A 13,117-nucleotide genomic window follows, 5' to 3' on the forward strand; every position below is an offset into this window, starting at 1 on the left:
AACCCAGCATAAGGATTCCGTTCATGGCCCAAGTCACCCTTCGTGGTAACCCTGTCCAGGTTGAAGGCGAATTGCCGAAAACCGGTGCCACCGCTCCTGAGTTCAGCCTTGTCGCTGTAGACCTGTCAGAAGCGTCCCTGGAAACGTTCGCCGGCAAGCGCAAAGTGCTGAACATCTTCCCAAGCGTCGACACCCCGACCTGCGCCACTTCGGTACGCAAGTTCAACGCCCAGGCCAACGATTTGAGCAACACCGTTGTACTGTGCATCTCCTCTGACCTGCCGTTTGCCCAGAAGCGCTTCTGCGGCACCGAAGGCCTGGACAACGTGCTGAGCCTGTCGGACTTTCGCAACGCCGACTTCGCCGTAGACTACGGCGTGTCCCTGGCCGACGGCCCGCTGCAAGGCCTGACCGCCCGTGCCGTGGTGGTATTGGACGAAAACAACAACGTGCTGCACAGCGAACTGGTGCCTGAAATCGGCCAAGAGCCAAACTACGAAGCAGCCCTGGCTGTTTTGAAGTAACTGTTTCGGCGCATTACTGTCATTTTGCAGTAGCACGCTTGCGGCAAGATTGCGGCCTGGCCTAGTCCAGGCCGTTTTTATTTGCGCTTCAGACGTTTAGCGAAATAGCCAACGGACTAAGGTCAACCGTTAAAAGTTGTAATCCAAGGTAAATAGCCGGTAAAGGCGCTTTTCTTAATGCGCCCCAGTGCTTATCTTTCAGCCTCCCAAAGAAGAAGCTCTCGCGCCCAATGGTTGATCACTCCATGCAATCCTCCCCCCGCAATTCCCGCCGCTGGCTGTTTGGCCTGCTCGTGCTGTTGGTCATCGCCGGCCTGTGCTGGAAATTCTGGCCCGCCGGCCATAAAGATGACACCGCGCAGAAACCGGCCGGGCATACCGGCAAGACGGGGATGGCGCGGCCCGGTTTCGGTGGTTCCACCGGCCCGATCCCCGTCCGCGTGGCGCCGGCGGTGCTGGGCGAGTTCCCGGTCTACTACAAGGCCCTGGGTACGGTGACTGCGCTCAATACCATCAATGTGCGCAGCCGGGTGGGCGGTGAGCTGGTCAAGATCGCCTTTGAAGAAGGGCAGATGGTCAAGGCGGGCGACCTGCTCGCGGAGATCGACCCGCGCAGCTACCAGAACGCCTTGCTCCAGGCTCAGGGCACGCTCCTGCAGAACCAGGCCCAACTGAAAAACGCCCAGGTTGACGTGCAGCGTTACCGCGACCTGTATGCCCAGGACAGTATCGCCAAACAGACCCTGGACACCGCCGAAGCCCTGGTCATGCAGTACCAGGGCACGGTCAAGACCAACCAGGGTGCGGTCGACGACGCCAAGCTCAACCTCGAATTCACCAAGATTCGCGCGCCGATCAGTGGCCGGGTCGGCCTGCGTCAGGTCGACGTCGGTAACCTGGTGGCGGCCAACGACACCACCTTCCTGGCGGTGATCACCCAGACCCAGCCGATCAGTGTGGTCTTCACCCTGCCGGAAAACACCCTCGACACCGTGCTCACCCGTTACCACGCCGGCAACAAACTGCCCGTGGAAGCCTGGGACCGTGGCGATGTGAAGCAGCAGGCGCTCGGCGTGTTGCAGAGCCTGGACAACCAGATCGACGTGACCACCGGCACGCTCAAATTCAAAGGCCGTTTCGATAACAAGGACCAGGCGCTGTTCCCTAATCAGTTCGTCAATGTGCACCTGCTGGCCGACACTTTGCACAATGTGGTACTGGCACCGTCTGCCGCGATCCAGTTCGGCAACAGCGGCACCTTCGTCTACAAGCTCGACGGCGACAAGAAGGTCAAGATGCAACCCTTGGTGGTCGGCGATACCGATGGCGACAACACCGTCATCAAGGAAGGCCTGGTGGCCGGTGACCGCGTGGTGCTGGAAGGCACCGATCGCCTCAAGGACGGCAGCGACATTGAAGTGGTCAACGCCAGCAGCGAAGTGCCGACCACGCCGACCGAACACCTGCAAGGCAAGCCTGCGGCAAAAGGGGAGACCGGCGCTAACGCCGGCAAGGCGCAAAAGGTCGGTTCATGAACCTGTCGCGACTGTTTATCCTTCGCCCGGTTGCCACCACGCTGAGCATGCTGGCCATTGTCCTGGCCGGCATCATTTCTTACCGTTTGTTGCCAGTCTCGGCCTTGCCCCAGGTGGACTACCCGACGATCCGGGTGATGACCCTGTACCCAGGCGCCAGCCCGGACGTGATGACCAGCGCGGTCACTGCGCCGCTGGAGCGTCAGTTCGGGCAAATGCCCGGCCTCACACAGATGGCGTCGACCAGTTCGGGCGGCGCCTCGGTGCTGACCCTGCGCTTTAACCTCGACATCAATATGGATGTCGCCGAGCAACAGGTGCAGGCTGCGATCAACGCCGCGACCAACCTGCTGCCCAAGGATTTGCCGGCGCCGCCGGTGTACAACAAGGTCAACCCGGCAGACACCCCGGTGCTGACCCTGGCAATTACCTCCAAGACCATGCTGCTGCCCAAGCTCAACGACTTGGTTGACACGCGCATGGCGCAAAAAATTGCGCAGATCAGCGGCGTCGGCATGGTCAGCATCGCCGGTGGCCAGCGCCAGGCCGTGCGCATCAAGGTCAACCCCGAGGCCCTGGCCGCCAACGGCTTGAACCTGTCGGACGTGCGCACCCTGATCGCCGCCTCCAACGTCAACCAGCCGAAGGGCAACTTTGACGGCCCCACACGCGTCTCCATGCTCGATGCCAACGACCAGTTGGTCTCGCCTGCGCAATACGCCGAGTTGATCCTCGCCTACAACAATGGCGCGCCGCTGCGCCTTAAAGACGTGGCGCAGATCGTCGACGGCGCCGAAAACGAGCGCCTTGCCGCCTGGGCCAATGAAAACCAGGCGGTGCTGCTCAATATCCAGCGCCAGCCCGGTGCCAACGTGATCGAGGTGGTGGACCGCATCAAGGCGTTGCTGCCGAGCATCACCGATAACCTGCCCGCGGGCCTGGATGTGACGGTGCTTACCGACCGTACCCAGACCATTCGGGCCTCGGTGAAGGACGTACAGCATGAATTGCTGATCGCCATTGCCCTGGTGGTGATGGTCACGTTCCTGTTCCTGCGCCGGGTCAGCGCCACAATCATTCCGTCGATCGCCGTGCCGCTGTCGCTGGTGGGCACCTTTGGCGTGATGTACCTGGCGGGCTTCTCCATCAACAACCTGACGCTGATGGCACTGACCATCGCCACCGGGTTTGTGGTGGACGATGCCATCGTGATGCTGGAGAACATCTCGCGCTACATCGAGGAAGGCGAGACGCCCATGGCGGCTGCGCTCAAGGGCGCCAAGCAAATCGGATTCACCCTGATTTCCCTGACCCTGTCGCTGATCGCGGTACTGATTCCGCTGCTGTTCATGGCCGATGTGGTCGGGCGGCTGTTCCGCGAATTCGCCATCACCCTGGCGGTGGCGATCCTGATTTCCCTGGTGGTGTCCCTGACCCTGACGCCGATGATGTGCGCGCGCCTGCTCAAGCGCGAACCCAAGGAAGAAGAACAAGGCCGTTTCTACAAGGCCAGCGGCGCCTGGATCGATTGGTTGATCGAAGCCTACGGGCGTAAATTGCAGTGGGTGCTCAAGCACCAGCCGTTGACCCTTTTGGTGGCCATCGCCACCCTGGGCCTTACCGTGGTGCTGTACCTGGTGGTGCCCAAGGGCTTTTTTCCGGTGCAGGACACCGGGGTGATCCAGGGCATATCGGAAGCACCGCAGTCGATTTCGTTTGCCGCCATGAGCCAGCGCCAGCAGGAGTTGGCCAAGGTGATCCTGGCCGACCCATCGGTCGAAAGCCTGTCGTCCTACATTGGTGTGGATGGCGATAACGCCACCCTCAACAGCGGCCGTTTGCTGATCAACCTCAAGGCCCACGGCCAGCGCGACGTGAGCGCGGCCCAGGTCATCACGCGCCTTCAACCGCAGATCGACAAGCTGGTGGGCATTCGTCTGTTCATGCAGCCGGTGCAGGACCTGACCATTGAAGACCGCGTGAGTCGTACCCAGTACCAATTCAGCATGTCCTCGCCGGACGCCGACCTGCTGGCGTTGTGGAGCGACAAGCTGGTGCACGCCCTCAGCCAGTTGCCGGAACTCACCGATGTGGCCAGCGACCTGCAGGACAAGGGCCTGCAAGTGTTCCTGGTGATCGACCGTGATGCGGCCTCGCGCCTGGGCGTGAGTGTGTCGACCATCACCGATGCGCTGTACGACGCCTTCGGCCAGCGGCAGATTTCCACCATCTACACCCAGGCCAGCCAGTACCGCGTGGTATTACAGGCGCAATCGGGTGAAACCCTGGGGCCGGCGGCGCTCAACCAGATCCATGTGAAAACCACCGACGGCGGCCAGGTGCGGCTGTCGAGCCTGGCGCATGTGGAGCAGCGTCAGGCGCAACTGGCAATTGCGCATATCGGCCAGTTCCCGGCGGTGATGATGTCGTTCAACCTGGCGCCTGGCGTCGCCCTGGGCAAAGGCGTGGAGCTGATCAACCAGACCCAGAAGGACATCGGCATGCCGGTGGGCGTGCAGACCCAGTTCCAGGGCGCGGCCCAGGCCTTCGAAGCCTCGCTGTCGAGCACCTTGCTGCTGATCCTGGCGGCGGTGGTGACCATGTACATCGTGCTCGGCGTGTTGTACGAGAGTTACATTCACCCGATCACGATTCTTTCCACGCTGCCATCCGCCGCAGTGGGCGCTTTGCTGGCGTTGCTGCTCAGTGGCAATGACCTGGGCATGATCGCGATCATCGGCATCATCCTGCTGATTGGTATCGTCAAAAAGAACGCGATCATGATGATCGACTTCGCTCTCGACGCCGAACGCAACCAGGGCCTGGACCCGCAGACTGCGATTTATCAGGCTGCGCTGCTGCGTTTCCGCCCCATTTTGATGACCACCCTGGCGGCCTTGTTTGGTGCGGTGCCACTGATGCTGGCCACGGGTTCCGGCGCGGAGTTGCGCCAACCGCTGGGCCTGGTGATGGTCGGCGGCTTGCTGGTGAGCCAGGTGTTGACGCTGTTCACCACACCGGTGATCTACCTGTATTTCGACCGCCTCGGCCGTCGCTGGCGCAAAGAGCCGCAAAGCCTGGAGCCGGTTGAGTCATGAACCTGTCCGGACCTTTCATTCGCCGGCCGGTAGCCACCATGCTGCTGAGCCTGGCGATCATGTTGCTCGGTGGCGTGAGCTTCAACTTGCTGCCGGTGTCGCCGTTGCCGCAGATCGACTTCCCGGTGATCGTGGTGTCGGCCAGCTTGCCCGGCGCCAGCCCAGAGGTGATGGCCTCGACGGTGGCGACGCCGCTGGAACGCTCATTCGGCGCGATTGCCGGTATCACCACCATGAGCAGCTCATCGAGCCAAGGCTCCACGCGGGTGATTCTGGCATTTGACTCCGACCGTGATATCAACGGTGCGGCGCGGGAAGTGCAGGCGGCCATCAATGCCTCGCGCAACCTGCTGCCCAGTGGCATGCGCAGCATGCCGACCTACAAGAAGATCAACCCGTCCCAGGCACCGATCATGGTGCTCTCGCTGACCTCCGACGTATTGCAAAAGGGCGAGTTGTACGACCTGGCCTCGACCATCCTCTCGCAAAGCCTGTCCCAGGTGCCGGGGGTGGGCGAAGTGCAGATCGGTGGCAGTTCCTTGCCGGCGGTGCGTATCGAATTGGAACCCAAGGCCCTGGACCAGTACGGCGTGGCCCTGGACGATGTGCGCAACACCATCGCCAATGCCAACCAGCGGCGGCCCAAGGGTTCCCTGGAAGACAGCGAACGTAACTGGCAGATCCAGGCCAATGACCAGCTGGAAAAGGCCAAGGACTACGAGCCGCTGCTGATCCGCTACCAGAACGGCGCAGCCTTGCGCCTGGGCGATGTGGCGAAGATCAGCGACGGCGTGGAAGACCGCTACAACAGCGGCTTCTTCAACAATGACTCGGCGGTGCTGCTGGTGATCAACCGCCAGTCCGGCGCCAACATCATCGAGACCGTCCGGCAGATCAAGGCCCAGTTGCCCGCGTTGCAGGCGGTGCTGCCGTCCAGCGTCAAGCTCAACCTGGCCATGGACCGCTCGCCGGTGATCACCGCGACCCTGCATGAAGCCGAGATGACCCTGCTGATTGCCGTGGCCCTGGTGGTGCTGGTGGTGTACCTGTTCCTGGGTAACTTCCGCGCCTCGTTGATCCCGACCCTGGCAGTGCCGGTGTCGCTGGTCGGCACCTTTGCGGTGATGTACCTGTTTGGGTTTTCGCTGAACAATTTTTCGCTGATGGCGTTGATCCTGGCCACCGGCCTGGTGGTGGACGACGCCATCGTGGTGCTGGAAAACATTTCCCGGCATATCGACGAGGGCGTGCCGCCGATGACGGCGGCGTACCGGGGCGCCGAGGAAGTCGGCTTTACCTTGCTGTCGATGAACGTGTCGCTGGTGGCGGTGTTCCTGTCCATCCTGTTTATGGGCGGCATTGTCACCAATCTGTTCCGTGAGTTTTCCATCACCTTGTCGGCGGCGATCATTGTGTCGCTGATCGTCTCGCTGACCTTGACCCCGATGCTCTGCGCGCGCTGGCTCAAACCGCACATCAAGGGGCACATGACCGGTTTGCAGCGCTGGAGCCAGAAGGTCAACGACCGCATGGTTGCGGCCTACGCCACCAGCCTGGACTGGGTGCTGCGCCATCGCCGCCTGACCCTGCTGAGCCTGTTGATTACTGTGGGCGTGAACATCGCGTTGTACGTGGTGGTACCGAAAACCTTCATGCCGCAGCAGGACACCGGCCAGTTGATCGGGTTTGTGCGCGGTGATGACGGGCTGTCGTTCAATGTGATGCAGCCGAAGATGGAAACCTTCCGCAAGGCGGTGCTCAAGGACCCGGCAGTGCTCAGCGTGGCGGGCTTTATCGGCGGCAACAACGGCACCAACAACGCGGTGATGCTGGTGCGCCTCAAGCCTATTGCCGAGCGCAAGCTCTCGGCCCAGGCGGTGATCGAACGTCTGCGCAAAGAAGTGCCGCTGGTGCCGGGCGGACGGCTGTTCCTGATGGCCGACCAGGACCTGCAATTTGGCGGCAGCCGGGACCAGACCAGCGCCCAATACTCCTACATCCTGCAAAGCGGCGACCTGGCTGCGTTGCGCCTGTGGTACCCGAAAGTGGTCGCTGCCATGCGCGAGCTACCGGAGCTGACCGCCATCGACGCCCGCGAAGGTCGCGGTGCGGCACAGGTGACGCTGGTGGTCGACCGCGACCAGGCCAAGCGCCTGGGCATCGACATGAGCATGGTCACCTCGGTGTTGAACAACGCCTACAGTCAACGACAGATTTCCACCATCTATGACAGCCTCAATCAGTACCAGGTGGTGATGGAGGTCAACCCGAAATACGCCCAGGACCCGATCACCCTGAACCAGATGCAGGTGATCACTTCCACGGGCGCGCGGGTGCCGTTGTCGACCATTGCCCATTACGAAAACAGCCTGGCCGACGACCGCGTCAGCCATGAAGGCCAGTTCGCCTCGGAAGACATCGCCTTCGACATGTCGCCCGGGGTGACGGTGGAGCAGGGCACGGCCGCCATCGAGCGGGCGATTGCCAAGGTCGGTTTGCCGGAAGACGTTATTGCCAAAATGGCCGGCACCGCCGATGCCTTTGCGGCGACGCAAAAGGGCCAGCCGTTCATGATTCTGGGCGCACTGGTGGCGGTGTACCTGGTGTTGGGCATTCTGTATGAAAGCTATATTCACCCGCTGACCATTCTGTCGACCTTGCCATCGGCCGGTGTCGGCGCGCTGCTGTCGATCTACCTGCTGGGCGGTGAATTCAGCCTGATATCCCTGCTGGGTCTGTTCCTGTTGATCGGCGTAGTGAAGAAGAATGCGATCCTGATGATTGACCTGGCGCTGCAATTGGAGCGGCACGACGGCATGAGCCCGTTGGAATCGATCCGTAGCGCCTGCCTGCTGCGCCTGCGGCCAATTTTGATGACCACGCTCGCGGCCATTCTGGGCGCCTTGCCGTTGCTGCTCGGTTCCGGCGATGGCGCCGAAATGCGCCAGCCCCTGGGCCTGACCATTATCGGCGGGCTGGTGTTCAGCCAGATCCTGACCCTTTACACCACCCCGGTGGTCTACCTCTATCTTGACCGCGCGCGCCACCGCTTCAACGCCTGGCGCGGCGTGCGTACCGATGCTGCCTTGGATACTGCGCTATGACCGATTCAACGAATGCCCAGAAACTGTGGCGAGGGAGCTTGCTCGCGCTGGGCTGCGCAGCGGCCCCAAACCAGTGCCTTCGCCACACCAAACGTATCGGCAAGGGTGTGAAGGGGCTAACGATGCTGCTGTGCGGTGCATTGCTCAGCGCCTGCGCCATCGGCCCGGATTACAAACGCCCGGAGGTGGTCGAGCCCGCGCAGTTCAAGGAAGCCCAAGGCTGGCGCCAGGCCAACCCAAGCGATTCCCTGGCCCGTGGTGCCTGGTGGGAGTTGTACGGTGACCGTCAACTTAACGAGCTGGTCACGCGCCTGAATAACTCCAACCAAACCGTGGCTCAGGCTGAAGCGCGCTTCCGCCAGGCCCAGGCCCAGGTACGCAGTGCACGCGGGGCGTTTTTCCCCACGGTAGATTTCAGTGCCGGTAAAACCCGTGCCAGTCAGGGCACCGGCAGCAGTAACGCCAGCCTCAGCAGTTCCAGCAGTGGTATCCGCGACACGCTCAATACGCAGTTGGGCGTGAGTTGGGAGGCGGATGTGTGGGGCAAGTTGCGCCGTGGTCTTGAAGCGAATGAAGCCACGGCTGAAGCCAGCTCGGCGGATCTGGCGGCGATGCGTTTGAGCCAGCAATCGGAGTTGGTGCAGGACTATCTGCAACTGCGCGTGATGGACGAACAGACGCGTTTGTTGCAGGCCACGCTGGAGACTTATCAGCGCTCCCTGAAGATGACTGAAAACCAGTACCGCGCGGGCGTTTCCGACAAGGCTGCGATTGCGCAGGCGCAGACCCAACTGAAGACGACCCAGGCCAGCTTGATCGACTTGATCTGGCAGCGTGCGCAGTTGGAAAATGCCATTGCGGTGTTGATCGGCGAAGCGCCGGCCAATTTCAATCTGGCAGTGAGCAAGGACATTCCAGCCTTGCCGCAAATTCCGGTGAGCGTGCCGTCGCAATTGCTTGAGCGGCGCCCGGATATCGCGTCGGCGGAGCGGTCGGTGATTGCGGCCAACGCGAATATCGGCGTGGCCAAGGCGGCGTATTACCCGGACCTGACCTTGAGCCTGGCGGGTGGGTATTCCAGCAGCACCTATGCGGATTGGATCAGTTTGCCCAACCGGTTCTGGTCGGTGGGGCCCAAGCTTGCGATGACCTTGTTTGACGGTGGGCAGCGTTCGGCTGAGGTCGATCGTAGCGTGGCGTCCTATGACGAGACAGTGGCCAAGTACCGCCAGACAGTGCTGGATGGTTTCCGCGAAGTGGAAAACTATATGGTCCAGTTGAAGGTGCTGGAAGATGAGGCGGTGGTCAGCAATGAAGCCCTGGAGGCCGCGCGCGAGTCCCTGCGCTTGACGCAGAATCAGTACAAGGCCGGGCTGATCGCCTACCTCGATGTGGTGACGGTGCAGGCCACGGCGTTGAGTAATGAACGCACGGTCTTGACCTTGTTACAGACACGCCTGGTTGCGAGTGTGCAGTTGATTGCGGCGCTGGGTGGCGGCTGGGATGGGCAGACGTCTTTGGCTGAAAAGCAGTGACTGAGTAGCTTTTAAAAACAACTCAAGCACCTTCCCAATCAAGGCTGGGCACTGTCACTGTGGCGAGGGAGCTTGCTCCCGCTGGGCTGCGCAGCAGCCCCATAAAACTTGCGGGCGCTGCGCACCCGAGCGGGAGCAAGCTCCCTCGCCACAACAGCCCGCACTTGTTACTCCTCGGCACATCGCTGATCAAAATCCGCCCGCGCCTGTTCAATCGCCCACGGCCTGATTTTCAAGCAGATGATCCGGCTCAGCGGGTTGAAGCAGGTGGCATTTTAAGGTCAGTAGATTGGCGTCAAAATGCCACTAATGGCCCCTTGATAATTAATCAAACCGGCAATAATTATTCTCGCTACAATCGCCCGCTTTGTCATTTGGCACGGGCGTTTCAGGCCCGTCAGTCTTGAGAAATCCCATGCTGATCGGTAGCTATTCCCCCTCTCTGGTCGTGATCTCCCTGTGCGTCGCAATCCTGGCGTCCTACACCGCGCTGGACCTGGCCGGCCGTATTGCGACCGCCAGGGGGCGCGCGGCGTACATGTGGATGACCGGCGGGGCGTTGGCCATGGGCGTGGGCATCTGGTCCATGCACTTTATCGGCATGTTGGCGCTGCGCCTGCCCTTTGCCCTCGGGTTTGACCTGGGCATCACCGCGCTTTCGTTATTGATCGCGGTGTTATCCAGTGGCTTTGCACTGTGGCTGGTCAGCCAGCCACGTCTGCCGGCCTGGCAGTTGGCGTTTGGCGCGCTGGTGATGGGCGCAGGAATTGCTTGCATGCACTACACCGGCATGGCCGCGATGCGCATGACCCCGGGCATCGATTACGACCCCGCGCTGTTTGGCGTCTCGTTGTTGATCGCCGTGGTGGCGTCCGGCGCGGCCTTGTGGATTGCGTTCAACCTGCGGCGCAATACGCCTTACGTACGCCTGGCGCGGGGTGGCGCTGCGGTGGTGATGGGCATTGCGATCGTGGGTATGCACTACACCGGCATGGCTGCCGCGCGTTTTGATAACAACAGTTTCTGCGGCGCCGCGCTGACGGGCCTGAGTGGCAAGGGACTGGATAACCTGGTGCTGGTCACCTCGCTGGCGGTGTTGATCATCGCGCTATTGACCTCATTGCTCGACGCCCGGCTTGAAGCCCGCACCGCCGTGCTCACTGACTCATTGACCCTGGCCAACCAGGAGCTCACCCACCTGGCCTTGCATGACATGCTCACTGGCCTGCCCAATCGCACCTTGCTCGCCGACCGCATTCAACAAGCCATACAGGCCGTCATGGAGCGGGGTGGTTGTTTTGCGTTGATGTTTATCGACCTGGACGGTTTCAAGCCGGTCAATGATGCATTTGGCCACCATATGGGTGACCAATTGCTGCGCGAAGTAGGTTTGCGTCTGCGCGAGGACCTGCGCAGCCAGGATACCCTGGCGCGCATCGGTGGCGATGAGTTTGTGCTGCTGGTGCAGTTGACCCAGCCGGACGACGCCATGGGCCTGGCCGAACGCCAGGTCGGCTTGATCAATCGTACGTTCAAGGTAGCCGAGCATGAACTGAAGATCTCCGCGAGCATCGGCATTGCCATGTTCCCCGGTAACGGCGTGAACCCGCAGGAACTGCTGATGAACGCTGACGCCGCGATGTACCATGCCAAAGGCATGGGCAAGAACGGCTACAGCTTCTTTGATGTGTCGATGAACACCAATGCACGCAAACAGCTGCAGTTGTTGCAGGACCTGCGCAACGCCGTTGAGCACGAGCAGTTCCGCCTGTACTACCAGCCCAAGTTCGACGCGCTCAGCGGCATTGCGGTCGGCGCCGAAGCGTTGTTGCGCTGGGAGCACCCGCAACAGGGGCTGTTGTTGCCGGCGATGTTTATCGAGCTGGCGGAAAAAACCGGGCTGATTATTCCCATCGGCGAATGGGTGCTCAACGAGGCTTGCCGCCAGATGGCTGTCTGGTACGCGCAGGGTTATGAAGACTGGCGCATTGCGGTCAACCTCTCGGCGCTGCAATTTTGCCATGCCGGGCTGGTCAGGAGTGTCGCGGCGGCGTTGGAGCGTCACCGCTTGCCGGCCAACAGCCTGACCCTGGAAATCACCGAAACCACCGCCATGAGCGATGCCGATGCGAGCATGACGGTGTTGCAACAACTTTCGGACATGGGCGTGGACCTGTCCATCGACGACTTCGGCACCGGTTATTCGAGCCTGATGTACCTCAAACGCCTACCCGCCAACGAGCTGAAGATTGACCGTGGGTTTGTGCGGGACCTGGAACACGACAGCGACGACGCCGCCATTGTTTCGGCCATCGTTGCCCTTGGCCAGGCACTTGGGCTGCGCATTGTCGCCGAAGGGGTGGAGACCGAAGTGCAGCAGAGTTTTCTTACCCGCTTGGGGTGCAATGCCTTGCAAGGCTACTTGCTGGGTCACCCATTGCCGGCCGAGGGTTTCATGGCCGACATCCAGCGCGTCGAAGACGCCTTGATGCCTGACAAAAGCCGTGGATGACGGGTATTCTTGGATCCAACCTTAAACCGTTGGTTTATTCAGGAGACCGCACCCATGGACAAAGTCGTCATCATCACCGGAGGCAGCCGTGGTATAGGCGCCGAGACGGCCTTGCTGGCAGCACGCCAGGGCTATCGCATTTGCATCAACTACCAGTCCGATGAGGCGGCGGCCCAGCGTGTGCTGGACCAGGTGCGCGCCTTGGGTGCACAAGCGATTGCGGTGCGGGCCGATGTCAGCATCGAAGATGAAGTGATCGCATTGTTCAATCGTGTTGACGCCGAGCTGGGGCGCGTAACGGCACTGGTCAACAACGCCGGCACCGTGGGGCACAAGTCGCGGGTCGATGAAATGTCCGAGTTCCGCATCCTTAAAATCATGAAGACCAATGTATTGGGGCCAATCCTGTGCGCCAAGCAGGCGGTGCTGCGCATGTCGCCCAAGCATGGCGGGCAGGGCGGCAGCATTGTCAACGTGTCTTCGGTCGCCGCGCGCCTGGGTTCGCCGGGCGAATATGTCGACTATGCCGCGTCCAAGGGCGCGCTGGATACCTTCACCATCGGCCTGTCCAAAGAGGTGGCGGGTGAAGGGATCCGTGTCAACGCGGTGCGCCCTGGCTACATCTTTACCGACTTCCATGCCCTGAGCGGTGACCCGGACCGCGTCAGCAAGCTGGAATCCGGCATCCCCATGGCCCGTGGCGGGCGTCCGGATGAAGTGGCGGAAGCGATTATCTGGTTGTTGTCGGACAAGGCTTCGTATACCACTGGCACTTTTCTGGATTTGGGCGGTGGCCGTTGAGTCTTTAG

7 protein-coding genes are annotated in these 13,117 nt (G+C 61.3%); all 7 read left to right on the forward strand.

The window, feature by feature from the left end:
* The first annotated feature begins 23 nt into the window (after positions 1–23).
* The 7 genes from tpx to PSH96_RS13355 all read left to right on the forward strand — a co-directional run bounded on the left by tpx (position 24) and on the right by PSH96_RS13355 (position 13,109).
* Complete coding sequence (gene tpx, locus PSH96_RS13325) at positions 24–524, forward strand: thiol peroxidase (RefSeq protein WP_056859288.1); 501 nt, start codon at positions 24–26, stop codon at positions 522–524.
* A gap of 230 nt (positions 525–754) precedes the next feature.
* The gene (locus PSH96_RS13330; protein ID WP_058421249.1) at positions 755–2,059 is read left to right on the forward strand and encodes an MdtA/MuxA family multidrug efflux RND transporter periplasmic adaptor subunit; all 1,305 of its coding nucleotides are present in this window, start codon (positions 755–757) and stop codon (positions 2,057–2,059) included.
* Positions 2,056–5,157 carry an MdtB/MuxB family multidrug efflux RND transporter permease subunit gene (locus PSH96_RS13335; RefSeq protein ID WP_305459641.1) on the forward strand — a complete coding sequence of 1,034 codons (3,102 nt, stop codon included), beginning with the start codon at positions 2,056–2,058 and terminating at the stop codon, positions 5,155–5,157. Before PSH96_RS13330 ends, PSH96_RS13335 begins: the two co-directional genes overlap by 4 nt.
* Positions 5,154–8,261 (forward strand): efflux RND transporter permease subunit, encoded by a 3,108-nt coding sequence (locus PSH96_RS13340; protein WP_305459642.1) that lies wholly within the window; start codon positions 5,154–5,156, stop codon positions 8,259–8,261. Before PSH96_RS13335 ends, PSH96_RS13340 begins: the two co-directional genes overlap by 4 nt.
* A 122-nt stretch (positions 8,262–8,383) precedes the next feature.
* Positions 8,384–9,796, forward strand: coding sequence for an efflux transporter outer membrane subunit (locus PSH96_RS13345; RefSeq protein WP_370694338.1), 1,413 nt, complete (start codon positions 8,384–8,386; stop codon positions 9,794–9,796).
* Positions 9,797–10,211: 415 nt separating this feature from the next.
* Positions 10,212–12,308 (forward strand): bifunctional diguanylate cyclase/phosphodiesterase, encoded by a 2,097-nt coding sequence (locus PSH96_RS13350; protein WP_305459644.1) that lies wholly within the window; start codon positions 10,212–10,214, stop codon positions 12,306–12,308.
* 54 nt (positions 12,309–12,362) lie between these two features.
* Positions 12,363–13,109 carry an SDR family oxidoreductase gene (locus PSH96_RS13355; protein ID WP_305459645.1) on the forward strand — a complete coding sequence of 249 codons (747 nt, stop codon included), beginning with the start codon at positions 12,363–12,365 and terminating at the stop codon, positions 13,107–13,109.
* The last annotated feature ends 8 nt before the right edge of the window (positions 13,110–13,117 follow it).

This window comes from Pseudomonas sp. FP2338, assembly GCF_030687515.1.
GTDB classification, from domain to species: domain Bacteria; phylum Pseudomonadota; class Gammaproteobacteria; order Pseudomonadales; family Pseudomonadaceae; genus Aquipseudomonas; species Aquipseudomonas salomonii.

Excerpts from the sequence above, each read along its gene's own strand:
- tpx (WP_056859288.1), top strand. The coding sequence starts at position 24 with ATGGCCCAAGTCACCCTTCGTGGTAACCCTGTCCAGGTTGAAGGCGAA.
- PSH96_RS13350 (WP_305459644.1), top strand. The coding sequence starts at position 10,212 with ATGCTGATCGGTAGCTATTCCCCCTCTCTGGTCGTGATCTCCCTGTGC.
- PSH96_RS13335 (WP_305459641.1), top strand. The coding sequence starts at position 2,056 with ATGAACCTGTCGCGACTGTTTATCCTTCGCCCGGTTGCCACCACGCTG.
- PSH96_RS13340 (WP_305459642.1), top strand. The coding sequence starts at position 5,154 with ATGAACCTGTCCGGACCTTTCATTCGCCGGCCGGTAGCCACCATGCTG.
- PSH96_RS13345 (WP_370694338.1), top strand. The coding sequence starts at position 8,384 with ATGCTGCTGTGCGGTGCATTGCTCAGCGCCTGCGCCATCGGCCCGGAT.
- PSH96_RS13330 (WP_058421249.1), top strand. The coding sequence starts at position 755 with ATGGTTGATCACTCCATGCAATCCTCCCCCCGCAATTCCCGCCGCTGG.
- PSH96_RS13355 (WP_305459645.1), top strand. The coding sequence starts at position 12,363 with ATGGACAAAGTCGTCATCATCACCGGAGGCAGCCGTGGTATAGGCGCC.